The organism is Desulfobacter sp. (assembly GCA_028768525.1).
Classification (GTDB): Bacteria; Desulfobacterota; Desulfobacteria; order Desulfobacterales; family Desulfobacteraceae; genus Desulfobacter.
Genome location: CP054837.1, coordinates 5145732 through 5168896, shown reverse-complemented (window position 1 = coordinate 5168896; position 23165 = coordinate 5145732). Strand labels below are relative to the sequence as shown.

18 protein-coding genes are annotated in these 23165 nt (G+C 45.3%); 12 read left to right on the top strand and 6 right to left on the bottom strand.

Annotated features, from left to right (window positions below; all coding sequences use genetic code 11):
• Nucleotides 1–20: 20 nt before the first annotated feature.
• The 5 genes from HUN04_22695 to HUN04_22675 form a co-directional block, all read right to left on the bottom strand.
• Nucleotides 21–209, bottom strand: a complete 189-nt coding sequence (locus tag HUN04_22695) for a hypothetical protein (protein WDP92377.1) — start codon at nucleotides 207–209, stop codon at nucleotides 21–23.
• A gap of 72 nt (nucleotides 210–281) precedes the next feature.
• On the bottom strand, nucleotides 282–653 hold the full coding sequence (locus tag HUN04_22690) for a hypothetical protein (GenBank protein WDP92376.1): 372 nt from the start codon (nucleotides 651–653) through the stop codon (nucleotides 282–284).
• A 91-nt stretch (nucleotides 654–744) separates the two neighbouring features.
• The gene (locus HUN04_22685; protein ID WDP92375.1) at nucleotides 745–1092 is read right to left on the bottom strand and encodes a hypothetical protein; all 348 of its coding nucleotides are present in this window, start codon (nucleotides 1090–1092) and stop codon (nucleotides 745–747) included.
• Nucleotides 1085–1414 (bottom strand): DUF2958 domain-containing protein, encoded by a 330-nt coding sequence (locus HUN04_22680; protein WDP92374.1) that lies wholly within the window; start codon nucleotides 1412–1414, stop codon nucleotides 1085–1087. Before HUN04_22680 ends, HUN04_22685 begins: the two co-directional genes overlap by 8 nt.
• A 28-nt stretch (nucleotides 1415–1442) precedes the next feature.
• Nucleotides 1443–2300 (bottom strand): hypothetical protein, encoded by an 858-nt coding sequence (locus HUN04_22675; protein ID WDP92373.1) that lies wholly within the window; start codon nucleotides 2298–2300, stop codon nucleotides 1443–1445.
• 723 nt (nucleotides 2301–3023) lie between these two features.
• Here HUN04_22675 and HUN04_22670 point away from each other — a divergent pair.
• The 11 genes from HUN04_22670 to HUN04_22620 all read left to right on the top strand — a co-directional run bounded on the left by HUN04_22670 (nucleotide 3024) and on the right by HUN04_22620 (nucleotide 20821).
• Nucleotides 3024–3164 carry a hypothetical protein gene (locus HUN04_22670; protein WDP92372.1) on the top strand — a complete coding sequence of 47 codons (141 nt, stop codon included), beginning with the start codon at nucleotides 3024–3026 and terminating at the stop codon, nucleotides 3162–3164.
• A gap of 53 nt (nucleotides 3165–3217) precedes the next feature.
• A complete protein-coding gene (locus HUN04_22665; GenBank protein ID WDP92371.1) occupies nucleotides 3218–3889 on the top strand; it encodes a hypothetical protein in 672 nt (223 codons plus the stop codon).
• Nucleotides 3890–3910: 21 nt separating this feature from the next.
• Nucleotides 3911–4888 carry an NERD domain-containing protein gene (locus HUN04_22660; protein WDP92370.1) on the top strand — a complete coding sequence of 326 codons (978 nt, stop codon included), beginning with the start codon at nucleotides 3911–3913 and terminating at the stop codon, nucleotides 4886–4888.
• Nucleotides 4889–5060: 172 nt separating this feature from the next.
• Nucleotides 5061–8297, top strand: a complete 3237-nt coding sequence (locus tag HUN04_22655) for a DEAD/DEAH box helicase family protein (GenBank protein ID WDP92369.1) — start codon at nucleotides 5061–5063, stop codon at nucleotides 8295–8297.
• On the top strand, nucleotides 8290–9042 hold the full coding sequence (locus tag HUN04_22650) for a DUF4391 domain-containing protein (GenBank protein ID WDP92368.1): 753 nt from the start codon (nucleotides 8290–8292) through the stop codon (nucleotides 9040–9042). The genes HUN04_22655 and HUN04_22650 overlap by 8 nt, the downstream gene beginning before the upstream one ends.
• 16 nt (nucleotides 9043–9058) lie before the next feature.
• The gene (locus HUN04_22645; GenBank protein WDP92367.1) at nucleotides 9059–11041 is read left to right on the top strand and encodes a site-specific DNA-methyltransferase; all 1983 of its coding nucleotides are present in this window, start codon (nucleotides 9059–9061) and stop codon (nucleotides 11039–11041) included.
• A gap of 1 nt (nucleotide 11042) precedes the next feature.
• Complete coding sequence (locus HUN04_22640) at nucleotides 11043–14060, top strand: DEAD/DEAH box helicase family protein (protein ID WDP92366.1); 3018 nt, start codon at nucleotides 11043–11045, stop codon at nucleotides 14058–14060.
• 21 nt (nucleotides 14061–14081) lie between these two features.
• A complete protein-coding gene (locus HUN04_22635) occupies nucleotides 14082–16721 on the top strand; it encodes an AAA family ATPase (GenBank protein WDP92365.1) in 2640 nt (879 codons plus the stop codon).
• Between the two features lie 683 nt (nucleotides 16722–17404).
• Complete coding sequence (locus HUN04_22630; GenBank protein WDP92364.1) at nucleotides 17405–17758, top strand: tRNA-binding protein; 354 nt, start codon at nucleotides 17405–17407, stop codon at nucleotides 17756–17758.
• Nucleotides 17759–18323: 565 nt separating this feature from the next.
• On the top strand, nucleotides 18324–19370 hold the full coding sequence (locus HUN04_22625; protein WDP92363.1) for a hypothetical protein: 1047 nt from the start codon (nucleotides 18324–18326) through the stop codon (nucleotides 19368–19370).
• Between the two features lie 335 nt (nucleotides 19371–19705).
• On the top strand, nucleotides 19706–20821 hold the full coding sequence (locus tag HUN04_22620; GenBank protein ID WDP92362.1) for a GGDEF domain-containing protein: 1116 nt from the start codon (nucleotides 19706–19708) through the stop codon (nucleotides 20819–20821).
• 130 nt (nucleotides 20822–20951) lie between these two features.
• Here the strand turns inward: HUN04_22620 and HUN04_22615 are convergent, their stop codons facing one another.
• Nucleotides 20952–21278 (bottom strand): PilZ domain-containing protein, encoded by a 327-nt coding sequence (locus HUN04_22615; GenBank protein WDP92361.1) that lies wholly within the window; start codon nucleotides 21276–21278, stop codon nucleotides 20952–20954.
• 289 nt (nucleotides 21279–21567) lie between these two features.
• Between HUN04_22615 and HUN04_22610 the strand changes: the two genes are divergently transcribed.
• On the top strand, nucleotides 21568–23109 hold the full coding sequence (locus HUN04_22610) for an HDOD domain-containing protein (GenBank protein WDP92360.1): 1542 nt from the start codon (nucleotides 21568–21570) through the stop codon (nucleotides 23107–23109).
• The last annotated feature ends 56 nt before the right edge of the window (nucleotides 23110–23165 follow it).

Sequence of the window (23165 nt, the reverse complement as noted above, 5' to 3'; positions counted from 1 at the left end):
ATTTTTATAGGGTGAGCGGATTAATAACCGCACAGGGAACAGGTAATTACTGGCTCTTTATCGTTGCGGATGGTAATGTCATTGGCGAGAAAATGGCCGAAGGTGACGTGGTGCCCACAATCAAGCCGGAACTTCCTACCTTTCAGGCTGCGGATAATCTTTTTCAGCTCAACCACGTCCTGGTAAGCTTCTTTCTGCTGTTTGGTCATGATTGTCCTCCAATAAAAAAGGCCATCAAAGAGCGATTGCCCCCTGATGGCCTTCTAATTGTCGTTGATGGTCTATGAATAAATGACGTTGCACCGGCTTAAGCTGATTTCCCATGGGCCAAGATCCTCGCTGGATGAGAAACCGTTATTCAGCCAAAGCCCGCCGTTAAAGACCTTGGGATGATGTTCCTGATCGTAATGAATAAAGAGATTGCCGATGTACCGCCACATTTCCTGGCCGATAATGGGAAAGCCTTCCAAGCGGTCCAGTTTATCCCAGTCAGGTATCAGCATCTTATACAGGCCTATTAAAGCAGCCTCCTGGTGATCCGCTTCCTCAAAAATGGATTGAAGCTTGTGCTGCAGTTTTTCCTTGCTGGTGATGCCCTGTTCAGCCATGTGTTGACGGCATCTTTGGTCAAATGATTTTGTCGCGATTGCCATTGGTTCCTCCTTGATTTAGGCATAAAAAAAGACCTTAACTGGAATGCCCAGTAAGGCCTCTAATGTTTGATTTATGGGTTGTTTATTTGGATTAAAGCATGTGTTCCCTCAGCCGTTTAATGGCGTTAAAAGGGGCTAAATCGCCGCGTTCGAGGGTCTCTTTGACTTGGTGCTCGTCCAGAAAGATTTCACCGGTTTTATCAGCCCCTTGAAAGATTTCTAAGCCCACATACCAAAGGCTATAATTACGTGACAGGACATAGGTTTCCGGCCCTTCCCGATAAACATCCAGTTTATCTCCATAGCCGACATTCAGCTTATGAGTGTGTTGCCCTGAACGATCTCTGAAGGTGATTTCAAGGCACGGATTAAATCGTTTGGCATTGAGCATCGCCTCGAAATCTTCTTTGCTGACGCTGTAATTGTGAACTCTATGCATAGAACCTGGCCCTCCTGATCAATTCAACTTCACTGTCGGGTTTCGGCTCCCACAAAAGATCGTACTCAACCTGGAAAACATCCAAGATGCTTATGGATTTCAGCTGCTGATAGCTAACATACCCCCATTCGGCCATTTCAAGGTCTCCGTTCAAAATACAGAATCCGAACATAGTATCGACCTGGTCATATTCAACGATGAACCAGTGCGATTGCCCGATGTAGAAATGCGCCTGAACAATCTTATCTTCGATGGGGATGTGTTCCGTTGCATACAGTTCAGGGATGGTTGCCAGTTGTGCCTCGGTTGGTGTGTTTCTCATGATAATTCTCCTTATGTTGTGGCTGGTTTCAGCCGTTGAAATATTGGATAAAAGTAGACGCCTCAACACGGTTAAGGTCATCCAGTGATTTGCTGAAACGGTCTTTGGTTAACTGGTTCAGACCTTCTGTGGTTAGCCCTTTGGTGCCGGACAACCGAAAGATAAGATCCTTTTGTTTCTGACTGATCGGTTTATCTTCGGGAATAGGGCCGTGACGAGCTGCCCCTGAAGGAAGATTGTAATTTGGACAATCTGACATACCGGGTACATTGTTTCTGACTGTATGCCGGTGGGTTTTGATGAAGATCCCTGTAAGCCCCGCCACACGTACTGTTGCGTCTATGAGAGCAGATTTACTGGCCATCTTGATACTGGTGTTCAGGTTCCAGTTATCCTGACGTATGTGCCTGCCGCCGCTGCCTTCTGCGACCACTTTCCCGTTTAAAGTTCTCAGCTCACATCTCAGCAGCACCTGGATGATTTCCTGTTTATGCACACATGCCATCTCGTATTGATGAAGATTAGGGAAATGGGCAGTAAGGCCCATCACACCGAGAACCTTCTCAGCACCAGCTTTCCAGAGCATCAGGCCTGAGTAATGGCTTAAGTCTCGGCACTGGTGAACAATACCGGCCCTGGCATATTTGCAATGTTCAACAACATGCACCCGCCCGTAGTCTACGTCTGGCTCCAAGCGCTCCCTAATCCATTGAATCAGCTTCTGGTGGTTTTCCTGGCGGCGCTTCAAATTGGCCTCGAATGTGGATGTGGGCATGTCGAGCGGATTCGAGGGGAATGCAGAAATGCTTCCAGTTTCGGCCTGGCTCCTGTCGTCAGGTGGCCGGGTAAATTGTTTGATGATGTTGGTGTCACTGATGGATTTCATGACTACCTCCTTTGCTTGGGTTAAAAATACGAAAGGGCCTGCCCTGAATGGACAAGCCCTCGTTGTTGGTTTGGTGGTGGATGGATTCTCCCCGCTGAATCACAGGACCAGGGGGAGGGGGGAAAATGCGGCTAAAGGTTTTAGAGGAAGATGTCGTCTGCGGTGATGACTATGCTGCTGATCCGGTAAAGCCTGAAAGACCTATGGGTAAAGGCCCCCACCCCTATAATATACCAAATGGGTAAAGGTCTTCCCTCATAGGTGCTACCAGCCTGAGGGCATAGTTATGGAGGGTGGTGATGTCTGACCATAATGGGAGACATTTGGCTTATTCTTAGAGATCCATCAACCGGAAAGGGTCCTTAAAATATGGTGGGATACTAATGGGAAAGTTCGACCATGATAAAAACAACCTGATTTAAGGGTTTCCCTTATTGAATGTCGATCCTTGGCCTGATATAGAATGCATGGCACTGGTATCGATTCTGAAAAAAAGGAGGCTTCATGTATCTGTCTGAAGAGAAGCGAGCTGAAATCCGTAGGTGCCTCAAGCAACAAAAATTTCAGCCGGGGGCTAAGAAATCATCCCCCATCAAAACTGTCCCTAAATCCAAAATCTCCCAGATCCTTTTCGATGCAAGAGATGGTAGAGAACACTTCATTCCGTTTTAAACCATGACTTATAATTTCGATCCCGATAAATGGTATGATGATGAACTGTTCATGATTGAGACCAAACTGAAAACCGGACAAATAACACAGGAAGAATATGACCTGGTCGTATCAGAACTGGACAAGAAATATGAAGACATGTGGAAACGGCTGGATGGGACGTATAGGGTTGGTGGGGAACTTGGGGATTGATGCTGTATGCCAAATAAAAAACGAAAACTTGTTTCAATAAAAGTGAAAAAACAATGGCCCTAACTCAAATGCAAATTATCCAATCTCTTGGTGAAGCAATGGCTTGGTTTGAAAGAGAATTAAGCTGGGAAGTCCCTCCTACCGAGCTTAGACACCTTTGTGGTAGGATTGGGGAACTTTACGCAGCCTTGATTACCAATGGGCAGATGGCAACGGAAGTCAATCAGAAAGGATATGATGTTGTAAGCGGTGATGGAGAAAGGATTTCTGTTAAAACAACTGCCAAAATGAAAAACACTGGGCATATCAGTTTTAATTCCAACACGCTGGATGTTGTGGATCGAATCATGATCCTAAGGGTCAATACAGAAGAGATGCAGGTAGAAACGCTGCTAAATGCTCCAAGAACTGAGGCAGAAACTCTTATGGTACCAGGCAGAAACGGTAAATTAAATTTAGCCCTCAGCAAGTTAACTCAAGCAAAAAAATCAAGAGAAGACATATCATCTGTGAAAGAGGTTGAATTTGAGGGGTATATTATAAGGGAATTAGAAACTGGAGCAATTGAGCTTGAACAAGATGGAACTCTGTTGAGCCCCGTAAAACCAGTGCTTAGAAAATTGGCTAAAATATTGAATGTGGGTTTAATGAACAGCAACGGTAATTTTCTAAATACAAGGCAGTTGGGAAACCAAGTATTGAAAACCATCGGTGAACAAGGATAAAAAAAATAGCAGGAAGACGTTGTGATATTAAAAGGAATTGATGATAAAACCAATCTTACTAAAATTCAAAAATATGGCCATGATGCTGAAAAGCAGATGGCATTTTATTTAAAACGGGCATTTCAGGACAACTCTGATATTGTCGTTATCAATGATCTGCGAATCCAGATGGGTGATGATTTTGCTCAAATGGATCACTTAATCATCCATAGATTTGGTTTTACAGTGGTCGAATCAAAAAGTGTCACATCTAAAATTTCCATTAACGAACATGGCGAATGGATCAGGCACTATCGTAGCTCTTCTAAAGGAATGCCATCTCCTGTAAATCAGGCCAAGAGGCAAATAGATTTGCTTCAAAAATTCCTTACGACAAATTGTGAGCATCTTCTTAGAAAAATACTCATATCAAAAACTACATTGGCAGATTTTAAATATGATGTGTTGGTTGCCATATCTGATACTGGCATCATTAAAAGAGGTAAAAACACCTCTATTGCCGAAGTATGCAAAGCAGATCAAATAACTGAGAAGATAGAAGGACTTATTGACGGGTACGCAAAAACAAATGACAAGCTTTTTTCATTGAAAATGAATAGTCATTTCAGAGAATCCACAATTCAAAGAATATCCGACACCCTCGTTAAAGCACATAAGTCCAGCGCTCGAGCTGATGAATATCAGGAGCCCCCTGAGCTAAACAATGATGAAGATTTAACAAAATGGGCTCCAAAGGCCCCTGTTGATGAATCAGATAGCTCAGAAGAAAAGAAATGCTCCAAATGCAATTCTGTGAACATCAGTATATTATACGGACGGTATGGGTACTATTTCAAATGCAGAGACTGTGATGGTAATACTGCTATTAAACTAAAATGCAAAAATGATTCATGCAAAGTACGAATTAGAAAAGCAAAATTGAAATTCTATAAAGAGTGCTCAACCTGTGAAACTTCCGAGTTCTATTTTGAAAATGAAAAGGTTGAGAATGCGTTATGAACTGCTCGGGTTATTGGGATCTGAAAGAATAACTAAAAAGGAAATCCCAAACTGATTGATAGCTTGATTTCGATAATTGTTTATGTCTAAATGGCCGCGGCTTGTGTTGTGTGATCCAAAAAGTTCGCCCTTAAGATAGAAAATTTAGGAAATAATAGGTACGCAGAAAATAATGGAGCAAACTACTGGAGTAATAGATAATAAATCTTTTGGTACAGTTATCTCTAAATTAAAAGGAGACCTTTCTTCCGGATGCAGTATTTCGGTTCTTTCCTCCTTGTTTTCTTTATATGCATTCGCTGAATTGAAAAAAGAGCTTTCAAAGGTTGGTAAGTTTAAGCTTCTTGTTCCAACTCCCAAAGATTCCAAAACCTTCATTGCCAATCTGCCGGGGAGCCATCTGGACCGTCGCCTTAGAAACAGACTGGATATTAACCGCATTGCACGTGAGTGTTCAGAATGGCTGCAAAAAAAGTGTGAAGTGCGTCAGTTACCCTCTCAGGTATATCAAAATTTTATTCATTTATCTCACAACGGCAAAAAGAAAGACCTTGCCATAGTAGGTAGTTCCTCTTTTACCACTGACGGCCTGGGTATCGTACCATCAGAAACCCACCACATGAATACCTTCTTCCGAAGTCCTGAAGAGACAGATTCTTTGGTTGATTGGTTTGAGGGACTATGGTCTTTGGGTGGAAATAATTCTGATATTGGAACTACTATTCAAGAGGCTCTTGCCCTTTACTATACCGATAAAACACCTCAGCAAATTTATTTCCTCACTCTTTTTAATATTTTTAAAGAGCTAATTGGTGAACTTGATGAAGAAAATATCATTAAAACACAGACCGGCATAAAAGGAACCGAAGTTTGGCAAAAACTTTATAAATTCCAATGTGATGGCGTCTTGGGTGCAATCGATAAAATTGAAAGGTATAACGGATGCATCATTGCTGATAGCGTTGGATTGGGTAAGACCTTTGAGGCTCTGGCAATTATAAAATATTATGAACTACGGAATGATAGAGTTTTGGTCTTATGTCCCAAAAAGCTGAGGGAAAACTGGACATTATATACCATTAATGACAAAAGAAATATTTTGTCTTCCGATAGATTTAATTATGATGTTCTCAACCATACGGATTTGACTCGTGCGCGAGGTATGTCCGGGGAAATTAACCTGGAGACGCTAAACTGGGGCAATTATGATCTGGTGGTAATTGATGAGTCGCATAACTTCCGAAACAACCCGGCCCGCAAAGATAATGCCCTGACCCGATATGCCAAACTCATGGACGGGATCATCAAAGCTGGCGTGAAAACCAAAGTGCTGATGCTCTCGGCGACGCCGGTAAACAACCGGATGAACGACCTGAAAAACCAAGTTGCTTTTATCGTTGAGGCAAAAGACGATGCGTTTAAGACCAATGGAATCACCAGCATAGAACAGACGTTAAAAATGGCTCAGACACGCTTCAATGCATGGCTGAATCTGGACGACAGCAAGAGAACCACAGAGTCCCTGCTGGAGACTTTGAATTTTGACTATTTCAAATTGCTGGATCTTCTCACCATTGCCCGATCCAGAAAGCATATCGAAAAGTATTATGATGTAACGGAGATCGGAAAATTCCCCGAGAGGCTAAAACCCGTCAATATCAAAACTGACATTGATACAGAGGGACGCTTCCCGGCGCTTGAGAGTATTAACCGAGATATTCGACTGCTTAATTTGAGCGCATATGCTCCGCTGAAATATGTCCTGCCGCAAAAGGCTGAAGAGTACAGCCGCAAATATGACCGAAAGGTTGCTGGCGGTTCCGTGTTCAGACAGGTAGACCGCGAACAGAGCTTGATTCATTTGATGCGGGTTAACCTCTTCAAACGAATGGAAAGCTCAATCAACTCCTTCACCATGACGCTGGAAAAACTTCTCGGTGAAGTAACAGGATTGATCCAGAAAATTGCAGACCATGACAACAATACAGCGGTTGAAGAGTTTGATATCGAAGAGATCGAAATTGAAGATGATGCTTTCTCTCCTTTTGTTGTCGGCAAGAAGGTCAAAGTCCTGATTCAGGACATGGATACGGTACGCTGGAAGCAAGAGCTTGAAGAAGATCGGGAGATTCTGGAAAAACTGATTGCCTCTTCACAGTCAATAAAAGCCCCGCAAGATGAAAAGCTCAGGAAACTAAAGGAGCTTATTCGCTACAAAGTTGCCAACCCGATCAATCCGGACAATAAGAAGCTCATTATTTTCACCGCATTTGCTGATACCGCAAAGTATCTATATGAAAACACTGCAAAATGGGCACAGCGGGAGCTTGGAATCTATGCTGCCTTGGTTACCGGCTCCGGAGAAAACAAAACCGAGATGCCCGGCATACGCAAGGATCTGGCCGCAATCATTACGTCCTTCTCGCCAGTATCGAAAGAGCGTGAAAAGATCGATTCATCTCTCACTGCAGAAATTGACCTGCTGATTGCCACGGACTGTATTTCAGAGGGGCAAAACCTGCAGGACTGCGATTACCTGATCAACTATGACATCCACTGGAATCCGGTTCGAATCATTCAGCGTTTTGGCCGTGTTGATCGACTGGGCTCGAAAAATGACAAAATCCAACTGGTGAACTTCTGGCCCAACATGGAGCTGGATGAGTACATAAATCTTGAGGCCCGCGTTTCCGGTCGCATGGTTCTGCTGGATATTTCGGCCACTGGTGAAGAGAACGTCATTGAGTTTACCGATTCAGGAAAAATGAATGACCTCGAATACCGCCGGAAACAGCTCGAAAAGCTTCAGAACGAAGTGGTCGACATTGATGACGTCGAGGGTGGCATCTCCATCACCGACCTCACGCTGAACGACTTCCGCATGGATCTCAGCGACTACATAAAAGAGCATGAGAACCTGCTGGAACGGATACCATCTGGCGCGTATGCCGTGGCCACCATCGACGACTCGTTAAAAGATGAGTTCTCACCCGGAGTGATCTTCTGCCTAAGAAATGAAGGCGCTCAAACCGTTTCGGACTCCACCTATGCTTTGTCGCCTTACTATCTGGTCTATGTGAATAACGACGGTTCCGTTCTTTTACAGTTCACCCAGACCAAAAAGATTCTGGATCTGCTGAAGAAGATGAGCATCCATGGAAAGTCCGTTGATGGTGCAGCCACAACCCGTTTTTCCGGCCAGACACGCAATGGCTCCGATATGTCGCAGTATCGCAACCTGCTGTCCAAAGCAGTGCAGGCTCTGACCGGTGCCGCTGAAGAGCGCGGTGTGGAGAGTCTCTTCTCTCCCGGCGGCACCGTCATCAATAAAAACAGCTTTAAAGGCATGGATGACTTTGAAGTGGTCAGCTACCTGATCCTGCTGGGTGAGGAGGCGGACGATGAATAAGGCCATTGAAACTATCTGGAATGCCATCTCCTTTCCGGAGGCGGCTCTCCTGGGCAAACGGGTTCCTAAAAAGCAGTTCCTTGAAAGTGGTGAACTTGTCGCCAGCGATAAAAAGCTGTTTCGGGAAAACGTGAAGAACGTGTATTGGGAATACACCCTGAAGCCCTCAACCTGCCCGGTTCTTCCTTACAGAGACAATGAGCGGGAATACCTTGAGGTGGCGGTTTTGCAGGTCGAAATGAATTCTCAGAAAGGCCACAAACGAATCGCAGAAATTATCCACCGGGTCATCCCGTATCCATTGATGCTGGGCTTCTATACCGAAAGCGGAGATATAGCCCTGAGCATCGCTCCCAAGCGGTTTAGTCAGGCAGAACATGGAGCTTTTGTTGCCGAGCGTTTCTATACCACCGGCTGGATAAACAGTGAGACATTGAACGATCAAGAATCTGCCTTTGTCGCATCACTTGCATGGGGCAGTATGCCGCTTCAAACCTACGGCTCTTTATACAGCGCCTGGACGGATCGCTTCACGGGATACGAATGCTCGGTGTTGTCCGGAACCTTTACCATTGGCAAAGCGGTCGACCGGCTGGAACGGTTGACAAGGTGCCGGGAAATTGAATCAAGAATATCGGATCTGCGCGGGCAGCTGAAGAAAGCGGCTTTTAACCGGCAGGTTGAGCTAAATACACAAATCAAGAAATTTGAACAAGAGCTCAAGCAACTGGCTGCGAGCCTGTAATAAGAGAGGTTTAATCATGGAAAAAATGGATGGTAAAACAATGGACATCGTAGCCGAAAATGTTGGTAAGCTGAAGGAGCTGTTTCCGGAAGCCTTCACGGAGGGCAAGGTCGACTTTGAGGCGCTGAAGGAAGTGCTCGGCACATTTGTAGACGACCGCGATGAACGCTACAGCTTTACATGGAACGGCAAGAGCAAAGCCCGGATGATCGCCCAGACACCCAGCACCGGCACCCTGCGCCCGTGCAAGGAAGAGTCGGTGGATTGGGATTCTACCCAGAACATTTTCATTGAAGGCGACAACCTTGAGGTGCTCAAGCTCCTGCAGAAGAGCTATCACAAAAAAGTGAAGATGATCTATATCGATCCACCGTATAACACTGGCAAAGATTTTGTGTACAAGGATAACTTCAAGGACAACATCAAAAACTATAAAGAGATCACCGGTCAGGTGGATGGTGAAGGCCGTAACCTCTCCAACAATCCCGAAACCAGTGGGCGCTATCATACCGACTGGCTGAATATGATGTATCCACGTCTGAAGCTCGCCCGGAACCTGCTGAAGGATGATGGGGTAATTTTCATTAGCGCAGATGAGGAAATCACGAATCTTAAAAAAATGTGCGACGAGATTTTTGGCGAAGAGAATTTTGTTGAAAACATAACATGGAACAAACGAATACCAAAGAATGATAAGGGTGTGGGTAATATCCATGAATATGTTTTGCTTTATGCCAAAGATACATCGCTCAAACCCGAATTCACCATGCGCAAAGATGGCTTGGATGATATTTATGAGTTAGTTGAAAAGCTTAAAAAAAATGGAACCCCGATCCTGGAGGCCGAAGAAGAAATAAAGAAGCTTTACAAGAAGAATGCATACGACAGAGGGATTACTTTATACAATTCTTTTGACCATGAGTATCGTTTGTGGGGGAAGATCAATATGAGCTGGCCAAATGCGAATACATTTGGTCCTGACTACGAAGTAAAGCACCCTAAAACTGGACAGCCAGTTAAAATTCCTGATCGCGGCTGGCGCTGGAAAGAAGATACTTTTAACGAAGCAGCTAAAAGAGTAGATGGCAATTACACTGAAGTAACTGAACTTCCTGATGGCAGCTTCATGTGTGGAAAGATCTGGTTTTCGGCAAAAGATGATCAGCAGCCCAGCTCAGTCACATATTTAGATGAGGTCAACACCTTTCTCTTGAGGTCTATTTTATCAACAAAAAGTGATGGGGGAATGGAAGTCGAGCGACTATTTTCTGGCAAGAGCTACTTCTCCTACCCTAAATCCACGAGTCTGCTGAAAGTGTTGCTGTCATCATATGGCAATGGTCAAAATGGATTGATTCTCGATTTTTTTGCGGGCTCTGCCACTACAGCAGATGCAGTTATGCAACTAAATGCTGAAGGTGCTGGAGTCAGACAATTTATCATGGTCCAACTTCCAGAGGCTTGTGATAAGGGCACCGAAGCCTTTAAGGCTGGCTATAAAACTATTGCGGAAATAAGCAAAGAACGCATCCGCCGGTCTGCTGCCAAGATCAAAGAAGAAAATCCTGAATATGATGGTGACCTTGGCTTCAAGGTGTTCAAACTCGACTCCACTAATATCAAGCCTTGGGAAGTGGACTTTGATATGACGGAGCGCACCCTCGAAGACTTTATTTCCAATATCAAAATCGAACGCCGTGAGGAAGATGTCCTTTACGAGATCCTGCTCAAGTATGGCCTCGATCTGACGCTGCCCATCACGGAACACAACATCGCCGGTCAAAAGGTGTTCGATATCGGTATGGGAGCGCTGATCATCTGTCTATCGGATGCCATCTCGCTTGAGGTGGTCGAAGGCATTGCGAAGCTGAAGGATGAACTCAATCCGGAAATCATGCGTGTGGTATTCAAAGACTCCGGGTTCAAAGATGATGTGGTTAAAACCAATGCGGTTCAGATTCTCAAACAGGCTGGCATTGTTGATGTAAGGAGCTTGTAAGATGAAGATACAATTTGATCCGAATCTGGACTTCCAGAAGCAGGCCATAGAATCCGTCGCCGGGGTGTTTGAAGGGCAGGAAATCTGCCAGACCAATTTTACTGTGGCTCCTTTGCAGTACACAACCCAGCAGGTCATTCCCGGCATGGAAAACAATCTGGGTATTGGAAACCGCTTAAAGTTGCTCCCCGAGGACATCCACAAAAACATTCGCAAGATACAGCTGCAGAACGGGCTGGCCCCTTCCGAGAAAATGGACTCCATGGATTTTACCGTGGAGATGGAGACCGGAACCGGAAAGACCTATGTCTATCTGCGCTCCATCTTTGAACTGAACCGGCTCTACGGCTTCACCAAATTCATCATTGTGGTGCCGTCCATCGCCATCAAAGAAGGTGTTGCCAAGTCTTTAGAGATTACTGCCGAGCACTTTAAAGAGCTCTATGAAAATGTGACTTTTGATGCGTTCGTTTATGACTCCAGCAAGCTTTCCGACGTAAGGAACTTTGCCACCAGTCCGGATATCCAGATCATGGTAATCAATATCGATGCTTTCCGAAAAAGCTTCACTGATCCGGAAAAGGAGAACAAGGCCAACATTATCCACCGTTCCCATGACCGGATGACCGGCGCCAAGCCCATTGAATACATTCAGGAAACCAACCCCATTGTCATCGTGGATGAGCCCCAGAGTGTGGATACCACGTCAAAGAGTAAAGAGGCTATCCGCTCACTAAATCCGCTCTGCACCCTCCGTTACTCCGCTACTCATATCGACAAGCATCACATGCTCTACAAATTAGATTCCGTTGATGCCTATGAGCAGAAGCTGGTTAAACAAATTGAAGTTGCCGGAGTTGAAGTTAAAGACGGCCACAACAAAGCCTATATAAAGCTCTTGAGCGTAAACAATAAAAAGAGCCCGATCACCGCTAAAATCGAGATCGATTGCCGCATGAAGAACGGCAACATCAAACGAAAAGCCGTGGTGGTCTCAAGCGGTGCAGATCTGCTGGATGCAAAATACAGTGGCGGCCGTGACATTTACGATGGCTACATCATCGAAGATATCTATTGCGAAAAAGGCAATGAATACATCAGCTTCACCAGCAAGCCGGAGATCCTGAAACTGGGTCAGGCTATTGGTGAAGTTGACCCGGATGAATACAAGCGCCTGCAGATCCGCAAGACCATTGAGGAGCATCTGGATAAAGAGATGCGCCTGCGTCCTCAGGGCATCAAGGTTCTCAGCCTGTTTTTCATCGACAAGGTGGCCAATTACCGCTGGTACGACGAGGACGGCAATCCGCAAAAGGGCAAATTCGCCCTCATGTTTGAAGAGGAGTATGCCCGGGCAATCCGCAAACCAAAATACATCACCCTCTTTGAAGGGGCCGATTTGGATACTGCAGCCAATGGGGTACATGATGGGTATTTTGCAATTGATCCCAAGAAGGATTCTTCAGGCAATCAAAGGTTTAAAGAATCAAAACTGGGTAAAGATGATAAGCCAGCTTCTACAGCTGCAGATGGAAGTGCTTATCATACAATCATGAAAGCAAAGGAATGGTTGCTTAGCTTTGAATGCCCTTTGAAGTTCATCTTCTCTCACTCCGCCCTGAAAGAAGGCTGGGACAATCCCAATGTCTTCCAGATCTGTACGCTCAACGAAACCAATTCCGTTATCAAGAAACGGCAGGAAATTGGCCGTGGTCTTCGTATATGTGTCAATCAGGATGGTGAGCGGGTTCATGGTTTTGAGGTCAACACCCTCACGGTCATGGCCAACGAGTCTTATGAGAAGTTTGCCGAACAGCTCCAGAAAGAGATTGAGCAGGAAGAAGGCATTAAATTCGGTGTGGTTGAAGAGCACCTGTTTGCCAACATTGTTATTCCGATAGACGACTACAACAATGAATATCTGGGGGTCGAAGCCTCCAAGAAGCTGTGGGATCACTTGAAAACCACTGGTTACATTGATACCAAAGGTAAAGTTCAAGACTCCTTGAAAACAGCCTTGAAAAGCGGCGAGCTGGAACTGCCAGAGGAATTCAAAGAGCACGCCCCGCAAATTGCTGCAGTACTGAAAAAAGTTTCCGGCAATCTCAACATCAAAAACCGTGACGACAAGAAAAAGGTGTCACTTAATAAAGCGGTATTTTTAAGTCCGGAGTTCAAAGAGCTTTGGGACAGGATAAAATACAAGACAACCTTCAGAGTGGATTTTGACGTGGAGGCACTTGCCGCAAAATGTGCGGAAGAGATCAAAGCCAATCTTCAGGTAGGCAAAGCCAGGTTTATTTATCGCAAATCAAAAGTCGATATTGATCGTGGTGGCGTTCATGTCGAAGATGATCCCGGTGTCGCAAGTGTATATGACTCAAAATCCTTTGAACTCCCGGATCTGATCACCTATCTACAGAATGAAACCAACCTGACGCGCCGAACGATCGTTAAAATCCTCAACAACAGTGGGCGACTGGAGTCATTTAAGAACAACCCTCAGAAATTCATCGAGCAGGTGTCAAAAATTATCCAGCATCAGATGCGCCTCTTTGTGGTTGACGGGATTAAGTATCACAAGATCGGTGATGACCATTTTTACGCTCAGGAACTGTTCAGTGACAACGAGTTGTTTGGCTACCTTCAGAAGAACATGGTTGAAAGTCAGAAATCGGTCTTTGACCATGTGGTGTACGATTCCGATATCGAGCTGGAATTTGCTAATGCTTTTGAAGGAAGTGGTGACATTAAACTGTACGCCAAACTCCCGAGTTGGTTCAAAATCGACACCCCGCTGGGCACCTATAATCCAGACTGGGCTGTGCTGATTGAATTGGATGGCAAAGAGAAGCTCTACTTTGTTGTTGAAACCAAAAGCACCTTATTCACCGATGCGCTACGCCCAACTGAAAAAGCCAAGATCGCATGCGGGAAGGAGCATTTCAAGGCTCTGGGTAAAGAGGTTGAATTCACCGTCACCAACGCATTTGAAGATTTTTCAGGGAAGTACGTTTAATCTAAAGGGAGGGGATAGCTGATGATTCGGTCCGAATATCTTCGCTTTTTGAAAACACTCACAGGAGAAGGCGTTTCCGCTGAGGTGCGTAAAATAGCCAACCTTGTGCTGAATCATTTGGATACATTAATTCCGTTATCCACCTCACAAGGGCAACGCATTAAAAAGGTCGCGTCACTTGCCAAAGCTAACTGGGGAACAATCAACGCTGATATACAATCCACCCCACAGCAGACGACAACCCAGACCTGTCCTTTTATGCAACTGAAAAGCATTTCGGTTGGTCCATTCCGTGGGTTTGCCAAACAGGAGGATTTTGACTTAGCAAGTCAGCTGGTACTGATTTATGGGCCTAATGGAACGGGCAAGTCCAGTTTTTGTGAAGCATTGGAATTTGGCCTGTTGGGCAATGTAGCTGAAGCTGAAAATAAAAGATTCCGCAATCAGCATGACTATTTAAAAAATGCCCACACAAGCAGCTTTAAACCGCCAGCTCTTGTAGGACTCGACAGTCACGGGAAGGACATCGCAATTTCGGCAAACGAGGCTCTATACCGCTTTTGTTTTATAGAGAAAAACCGCATTGATAGTTTCTCCCGTATTGCCGCCCAGGCTCCGGCCAAACAAACCGAGTTGATCTCCACCTTGTTTGGCCTTGATGCCTTCACCGAGTTTGTCCGAAACTTTACGGATACGATGGACGCCAGATATATCGATCTTGAAGGTGTTAAAGCCAAAGAACTGGCGAAAAAGCGGGAAGTACTTGCTGGCTATCAACAGCAACTGAAGGCCACTATTCCTGAAGAAATCCAAAATATTGAAAAAGAAGAGAAGGAACTGGCACGAGAATATCGGGAAGACTGCGCATTCTCGGACATGGTCGCAGAGCTCAATGGAACCGAAGATAAGGCTGGTCTGACCAAGCAACTTGAGGAGGAACTGCAAAAACAGCTCCCGCAAAAAAATAATGTAACTGCCGCCAACCTTGAAGAGTTAACGCAGTCAATCGAAACCAATGTCAACGAACTTGAAGCAAAACAGGATGAGCTGTCAAAGGCCAGCCAGGAGGTTTCATTCAAACAGCTTTACGAGGCTGTAGCAAGGGTCCAGGAAAGCAGTACAGACCAATGTCCGGCCTGCCAGACACCGCTTACCCAAGTGAAAAGAAATCCTTTCGTTCATGCTGAAACTGAATTAAAAAAATTAGAACATCTGGGTCAATTACAGGAAGCGGTGAAGACCCTGCTGGATGATATTGCAACATTATTGAACAAATTATCGGCACTGATAAACATTTGCTGTTCTCGTAACCAAGAAAACAACCCGCTGATAGCTGTTCAAATTGTCAATGAAAAAGCGGCAACCATTAATTGGTGGAAATCACTGCTTCAAAATTTTGATGAGGGCATAACCCCGCATAAGCATCTTGAGAAACAGGTCAAACAGCTCGAAGACGACGACAAGGAGATTGATAAGACTGAAAAGGAACGTGTCGAAAAACAGGCCGAACTGAATCGGCTTCGTGGATTTGCTGAGAAAATTGTCAAATTGGAAACGCGCAGAGATACGGCAAACGGAACCAAGAAGAACGCCGAAGAAGCCATCGACAAATTTGATACAGAAAATGCCCAGCTTATTGCAGATGCAGAAGCAGAAAAAGCGCTTGTAGCTCAGAATCTGGTGATAGCAACTGCCTATGCGGCTTTTGTACAAGAGCTGGATGCTTACAAAAACGGACTGCCTGCTCAATTAGTATCAGATCTGGGCGAACAGGTTGTTGAACTATACAACGCTTTTAACCGGAATGACACAGAGCACGAGAAGCTGGCAAATATTCGCCTGCCGTTGAGTAAAAACCAGCGTCTTGAAATTTCGTTCAAAAGGGATTCTGAAAAGTATTTCGACGCATTACACATTCTAAGCGAAGGACACATCCGTTGCATTGGTCTCGCCATACTTACTGCAAAGAATCTTAAGGAAAACAGCCCTCTCCTGATCTTTGATGATCCAGTCAATGCCATTGACGATGAACATAGGCAGGCCATCCGTGAAACGTTGTTTGTAGATGATTACTTCACGGGGAAGCAGCTAATAATTGCGATACACGGCGAAGAGTTCTTTAATCGTACTCATCAAATTATCGGGAAAGAATCTGCAATGAAAGCTCACTCCTACCTATTTTTGGCCAAACAGGATAGCCATATCCGAGTAAATTCTCTTAGTCGCCCAAAGAATTATGTCCTGGCCGCCCGGAAACTCTATGATAGCAGTGAATATCGCGATTCACTCATGTCGGCACGTCGAGCTTTAGAAAATTTAACTCAAGTTGCCTGGTATCACTATGGGAAATATTGTGACAAATTAGATAAACCGATTAGCGTTGCAAGAAGATCTCCAAATCAACCATGGGACCTAAGGTACCTTGCTGATAACCTGAAAGCGAAGTTCAGAAAATCAAAAGCAGATATTCCCAACAAGGATAAAGTAATTAGCTCACTGTCTACTGTACTCGGCACTGATGCAAAACAACCACCGTGGACATATTTAAATAAAGGCACCCACGATGAAACCGATTTGCCAGAATTTGAACAGACAATCGTCAATCTAATAGTCACCGCACTGGAAGAGCTGGACGACGCACTGAAGAAAGAGGTTCAATGAAAATCCTCCACACCCATCAGACTGGAATTTAGGTCGTATATATTTCGTCCCAATTTTTTAACAGAAAGCTATGTCAAAATTTAAAATAACCTGAATCCGGAACTCGTGGTCCAGACTATTATTAATAGCCATGACTTTTTTTTAGCGCCCAAAAGCTCAAATCTGAGAGTCAAAGATTATTATCCATGTCAGAACTCCAGGCTATACTCTACTTTCTCAAGGATACAAACAGAATTTAAGACTTTTACCACCATTAAAAAAGGACCCAAAAAACTTTCCCCACATTGGCACTTCGTTATTTGTCCTCCCGGCTCGATTGTTAAGTCAAAACTATTGATATAATAGAATAATTAATATATTGGATCTTCCGATTCACAGAATCGTGACAAGATCCGATTACAACCATTACAGACCCTGTAACGGATCACAGGCACCTTGTCACACGCACTTTTTATTTTTGCTTTCCTGCTGCAGCCGTGGCAAAATTATAGGCTAAGATCTTGATGAAAGGAACGAGATGAGCGATAAAACCGTACCAAATGAGTGCTCAGACCCAACCCAGAGCCTTACTGTCCAAGTCCCTTGTCAGCTCGCGGAAAGGATTGAACGTTATGCACAGGAAAGCGACACTACGGTCGCCGGGATATTGATTGAGGCAGTGGATCATTTTTTGAGGAACAGAAATGAAAATAGCTCCGATTAAAGAAACCATCACCTCCAAAGAATTTGACAAGATTGATATCCGGGTAGGAACAATTGAACGTGTCGAGGATGTAGAAAAATCCGATAAGCTTGTCCGGCTGATTGTGGATTTCGGAGATCACAAAAGGAACATACTGGCCGGGATCAAACAGGAGCGGGAAAAACCAAAAGAAATAGAAGGCATCCAGGCATTATTCGTGGTGAACCTGGAGCCCAGAAAAATGATGGGAGAACTTTCTGAAGGAATGCTATTCGACATTGGTTATGCAGATGGAATTTTACCCGCGCTGTCTGTGCCCGAGAAACCCGTACCGAATGGAACGAGGGTTGGATAAAAAACCGGATGTTGAGGGTGTGCCCAGATTGTGCCTGAAAATGACCCTTTTCCCATAAAAAGCAGACCCGGAGGACTAAATATCCTCCGGGTTTACTGTGCCCTATCTTGTGCCCGTCAAGGTCAAAAATTTCCTCATATTTCCAAACGAAACCAAAAGTAAGTCTTGGAACCACCTGAAATATAAGGGTTTAATTTTATTAAAAATTTCAAAAATCCAATTTAGGGATTCAAAATCCTCCGGGCTTAGGCCCTTGTCGGTTCAAGTCCGACCTCCGGTACCAGCTTCAAGAAAGGCTTTCAGCGATTTTCGTTGGAAGCCTTTTTTATTTAAAAAAAGCCCTATAAAATAAGCGGCAAAAGCCGCCCTTCCTCCTCATTAAAATCTTATAATTTCTAAGGGTTTCCCCGATTGACACCCCTGCTTATCAGTGATTTGTTAAACGATACCCTGCAGTGCCACATAGTCAATGACGCACTATGGTAAGGTCAATCTATTTATCAATGAATGTGACCGGATGGGTGGCTGTCCTATGCCATGATTTATTTGATCTAAAGGAGGTTATATGCGTATCATCTATCTTTTAGTACTGTTAATGATCATTTCAGGATGTGCTGTTAAGCCGAAATATGTGGTGCAGACGGCAACAGGTTTGGAAGTTGGCTTGAACAGGGGGACTGGTAAAGAATACCGATTGGTCGATAGATACAATCGTGCAATCGGGAAAACAAAAGCAACAGAAAAAACATTGACCTTCTCATTGCCACCCTATACGTCTCCCAAGGTTTGCTACGCTGTCTTCGATGACAAGGGGGAGCCTTTGTTCGATGACAATACCGGTATAATGATAACGTCGATTTATGACTACAACCAAAAATTAAGACAAAAAAACCTTGCTCAAAAAAAACAGGCAGCCTGCGTTCGTAAACAAAAAGCCTGCTCCGATAGATTGCGTCATGCGGACACTGAACTCAATAAACATGAATTGTTCAACGGAAACACTTGCAATCTGCCTCCTCAACGCGCTGTCCCGCCATTCCCAAAAACGATCTGCGGAAGCAAGCGGCAATGCAAGGATTTAGCCCATGACTCGTGTATGAAAAACCTTGTTGACGCAGAATCCTGCGCAGCGGCACTGCTCAAGACAAATGTGCACAGCTCCATTACCAGTGTCAGTTGTGGCGCGCTTGTGGCGTCTCTCAATGGAGAAAAATACGGAATCGGATCTGGTTTGCAGGATATGTTTACCGGGTATCTGGATGAAACCACGAAAGAAAAAATTGAAACCGGAGAATACGGACAAGCAGCAGGAATAATCGCACTTAGACTTGCATTTACCTATCTGAGAACACAAAGCTGCAAAGATGAATTCTTTAATGCGGCCTATGCACCTATTCAAAATTGGAGATGGGAAAAGAATTATATTGAAAGAGAGCCCTATCGTGCTCAAGAAAAGTGTAATACGCTCATACACAAATACAACTCGGTGTTTAAAGAATTTAATGCCAATCAATCATGCATAGATGCATCAGAAAAAAAGATCCAGTCCCTGTCAAAATCGATTGAAAAAGCGAAAGCGAGCACCTCTGCTCCAAAGGTATGTAGTTTTTAGGGCCTGAAAAAGCCCCCTTCTGATTAAAAAAGCAGACCCGGAGGATAGGATATCCTCCGGGCCTAAGCCCTTGCGAGCCCAAGGCTCGGCCCAAGAATTCCAAGGGGTTTGGCGTTTCCTGCCAACCCCCTTTTTTTGCTTAAACAAATTGTGAGCCATAAAATATAGGGGGCATATATTCTGAGCCTGCCGCGACCGCCCACGGGCATTACGGAAAAAAGGTCCGGTGCTGATGCATATTTTTAGAATGCTGATTGACATTGGCGGCTGGCCGTGTGGTATAAAACACCTTAAAATCAATCATGCAGCCTTGAAAATGGGACCGAAGGGGATTTATGGACAAACCAGATTTTGATATTGCCCAGGAAATGGCATTTCAAGCCAATAAAGATATTTCGCAGCGGTCCATTACAGGCACCTATATTTATCTGGTGATATGGTTTTCCATTATCGTCCCCCATAAGTTTTATGAGAAAAGTCCGGAGATCTGTCTTTGGATGACAGTCATATTGATACTCTTTGCAGGCCTTAGGATCGGGTTGATTCTGAATTTCAACCGGATTTATCAAAAAAGCCCCCAGCTATGGAAGGTATTGTTTTATCCGACCATCTGGGTGGCCGCATTGGCCTGGGGTACATTCTCAGCCATGACATTCATCCTGCCTGAACTCAACTACATGTATGTGGCATTCGTTGTGGCGACTGCCGGCCTGACCGGCGGGGGCGTATCCTCATTGGTGCCGAGCAGACTTCTGACTCTCGGGCTGATCACAGGCTTTCTTGCTCCAGGGGGATGCCTCCTGCTTTTATCCCATGCCTATAACCTCTCTGTTGGTATTATATTTGTGGTTTACTGGATCGGGATGTATGCGGTCACCAAAAATCAACACCGGGAATACTGGCAGGGGCTTAAGACCTCTTTTCTATTTAAAGAATACGCTGTTGAACTGGAACAATTGAATACCCTGGATGGGCTGACAGGCCTGAAAAACCGGACGTTCTTTGATCAGACATTGAAACAGGAAATGAAGCGGGGTATCCGGTCCCGGTCCCGCCTGTCTTTGTTGTTTATTGATATTGATCATTTCAAAACAATCAATGATGCCCACGGGCATCTTGTGGGGGATGAATGCCTGCGGCGCATCTCCTCCCTGCTCCAAAAAACCATCAGGCGGGGGACAGATACGGTTGCCCGGTACGGGGGAGAGGAATTTGCCGTGATATTGCCGGATAATAACAGGGAACAGGCGCTTGTTATGGCTGAAAAAATCAGGCAGAAAGTGAAAAAAATGGATCAGCCATATGGGGCAACGCAGATTTCTTTAACGGTGAGCATAGGGGTCTCAAGTATCGTGCCGGAGCCTGGTATGTCCGAAGAGGAATTCATTGAGCGGGCAGATAATAATCTATACAAAGCAAAGCATAATGGCCGGAATCAGGTGTGGGGGTAATCCGGCGTGCACGGCCCGGCTCCCTGGAATACGGATGCCGGGGGAGCGTGAAGTTTTCCAGCGGCGGATGAAAAGACGCGCCGTTTCCCGGCGGGCCATGGACCGGCCACCACCAAGAAACCGTCAGAGATTAACTGAAAAAAGGTTGGATATTGGGTTTTGCCTGGTAGGCCACAGGTTGATTGGTGTCCAGGTACAATACACCGATGCCGCCGCCGCCCTTGCGGACAACCCTGCCCACATGCTTGACCGGTTTGTCATCGGGCCCCTGGAAGGCAAGGGTGAGCTTGTCGAAAATCGTATACTTTTCCGGCCGGGAAGATTGGATAAAGATACCTGATTCACTGATATTTTCACCCATTTCTTTATAAAGGCGGCCTTCCACCACAAGGTCCACCATGCCATTAAAGCTCATCCGGTGGGCATTCCGACGGTTTTTCAGGTCCATCAGGGTCATCTTTTTCTTTCCTTATTATATTTCGCCTAGGGTTATCAAAAAAATTGTATCAAATCTATAAACTTAGAGCAAGCCTGTCATAAAAATAATTATGGCAAACCATACCCGCCAGAACCGCCTTGGACAGAATTTTCGACTAAAGGCACCCCATGTCAACCAGTGGGGCCGATTGCAATTTTTCATTGCCCTTCCCTTTTATCCATTGCATCTCACCCAAGAGACCTATATAGTCTTGCAAATAACCCAAACCAAAAGCCGGAGTTCCGGCCACACACCCTTTTGCCTGCATATGCCTGAACAAGACAACACTGCACACTCCGGTTTTGACCTGGACACCCTTGATATCCCCAAGCTGCCCGACCGGGAGCCGGCTGAAAAGAAGAAAAAGAAAACGCAGCTTTCCGGAGAAGCCCCGGACAAAATCATCAGCCTGATTTTAAAAAAAATACGCAAGGACGATTCATTCCTCACCTTTACCAACCAAATCGGCGAAGTCAACCGCATACTGCAGCTCAAATATGCCTCTGCCAACGATATCGCCCAGGTTATTGTAAAGGATGCACCTTTGACCGCCAAACTGCTGAAACTGGTAAATTCCTCTTACTACGGCCAGTTCTCTCCAGACGGTATATCCACCATCACAGAAGCCATGATCATTGTCGGCACCGACCAGATCAAATTCATGGCGGCCAGCCTGAAACTTATTGAACTGATGCAGAATATAGGCGATTCAGCCCTGCTAAAGGAACAGATCCTGAAAAATTTCCAGCGGAGCATCATTGCCGGACAAATCGCCAAAAAAGGCGGATATGTCGGATCGGAAAAGCTTCAAGTCAGCGCAGTACTCTACGGATTCGGAGAGTACCTGGTGACGGCATGTGCCCCCAATACGGCAAAAAAAATCAGAGAGATCAAGGCCCGGCATAAAATTAACATCGACCGCGCGTCCCGGATGGCCATTGGTATCTCCTACAGGGACCTGGGCATCCTGGTGGCAGGGAAATGGCATATGCCCAAAATAGTAACCGATTCCATGAAGCCCATTACAACCTTTAAGGTAAAAAAAGGCGACCTGGCTCCCGAGGATTTTCTGCCCTTTGTATGCTCGTTTTCCGATGAATTATGCCGCCTCAGCCCCGGCAGCGATGATGGCGCCAACCAAAAGGCTCTGGACAAAATACGGCGGCGGTACAAACACCTGTTCGATATTGCCCCTGACACCCTTGAGGAAATCCTGCGGGCATCTGAGGAGCAAATCTTAAAACAGGCGGCCCTGTTGAATATTTCTCTTGAGAAGCCCAGGAAGGAAGCCGTTCCCTGCCTCAAGGATAAAACCCTGGTTGAAACCGGCACCGCCGCCATCTCCCGGATCCTGGAAACCGATTACAGCATCCAGGACATTTTCGAAACCAGCCTCAAATATCTCTCAGACGGATTCAGGTTTACCAACATCAATTTCTGCATCAAGGACAAGCGGACCGATTCAATGGTGGCCCGGTATGTCATCGGAACCAGGCAGGAAGCATTTCTTGAGGATTTCAAATTCAAAATAATTAAATCCGGGGACCTTTTCAACCAATCCCTGCACAACGACACCATCGCCATCGTGAAAGATGTACAGTCTGCTTCCCACGCGGCTCTGATCCCCATGTGGTTCAAAAAAAACGACTTTTCAAAGGCCTTTGCCCTGGTACCCATCGGCCGGGACAAAAAAATTGTTTCCATGCTTTACCTGGACTGGAATCCCGAAGAAGTCAGATTCTGTGATGACACCGAACATTACCTTCACACCTTCAGGGCACTGATCGTCCGGGCCCTGAAAAAAAGGTGATCAGAACCGCAACGGCCTTTTCCGGCACCTGGGGCCTCCGCCGGCGCCTCTGTCAA

What these genes read in the sequence shown, in the direction of transcription:
- HUN04_22695 (WDP92377.1), bottom strand. Translation starts at nt 209, where the DNA reads ATGACCAAACAGCAGAAAGAAGCTTACCAGGACGTGGTTGAGCTGAAA.
- HUN04_22610 (WDP92360.1), top strand. Translation starts at nt 21,568, where the DNA reads ATGCCTGAACAAGACAACACTGCACACTCCGGTTTTGACCTGGACACC.
- HUN04_22670 (WDP92372.1), top strand. Translation starts at nt 3,024, where the DNA reads ATGATTGAGACCAAACTGAAAACCGGACAAATAACACAGGAAGAATAT.
- HUN04_22690 (WDP92376.1), bottom strand. Translation starts at nt 653, where the DNA reads ATGGCAATCGCGACAAAATCATTTGACCAAAGATGCCGTCAACACATG.
- HUN04_22615 (WDP92361.1), bottom strand. Translation starts at nt 21,278, where the DNA reads ATGACCCTGATGGACCTGAAAAACCGTCGGAATGCCCACCGGATGAGC.
- HUN04_22685 (WDP92375.1), bottom strand. Translation starts at nt 1,092, where the DNA reads ATGCATAGAGTTCACAATTACAGCGTCAGCAAAGAAGATTTCGAGGCG.
- HUN04_22635 (WDP92365.1), top strand. Translation starts at nt 14,082, where the DNA reads ATGATTCGGTCCGAATATCTTCGCTTTTTGAAAACACTCACAGGAGAA.
- HUN04_22625 (WDP92363.1), top strand. Translation starts at nt 18,324, where the DNA reads ATGCGTATCATCTATCTTTTAGTACTGTTAATGATCATTTCAGGATGT.
- HUN04_22640 (WDP92366.1), top strand. Translation starts at nt 11,043, where the DNA reads ATGAAGATACAATTTGATCCGAATCTGGACTTCCAGAAGCAGGCCATA.
- HUN04_22620 (WDP92362.1), top strand. Translation starts at nt 19,706, where the DNA reads ATGGACAAACCAGATTTTGATATTGCCCAGGAAATGGCATTTCAAGCC.
- HUN04_22675 (WDP92373.1), bottom strand. Translation starts at nt 2,300, where the DNA reads ATGAAATCCATCAGTGACACCAACATCATCAAACAATTTACCCGGCCA.
- HUN04_22630 (WDP92364.1), top strand. Translation starts at nt 17,405, where the DNA reads ATGAAAATAGCTCCGATTAAAGAAACCATCACCTCCAAAGAATTTGAC.
- HUN04_22645 (WDP92367.1), top strand. Translation starts at nt 9,059, where the DNA reads ATGGAAAAAATGGATGGTAAAACAATGGACATCGTAGCCGAAAATGTT.
- HUN04_22655 (WDP92369.1), top strand. Translation starts at nt 5,061, where the DNA reads ATGGAGCAAACTACTGGAGTAATAGATAATAAATCTTTTGGTACAGTT.
- HUN04_22680 (WDP92374.1), bottom strand. Translation starts at nt 1,414, where the DNA reads ATGAGAAACACACCAACCGAGGCACAACTGGCAACCATCCCTGAACTG.
- HUN04_22650 (WDP92368.1), top strand. Translation starts at nt 8,290, where the DNA reads ATGAATAAGGCCATTGAAACTATCTGGAATGCCATCTCCTTTCCGGAG.
- HUN04_22665 (WDP92371.1), top strand. Translation starts at nt 3,218, where the DNA reads ATGGCCCTAACTCAAATGCAAATTATCCAATCTCTTGGTGAAGCAATG.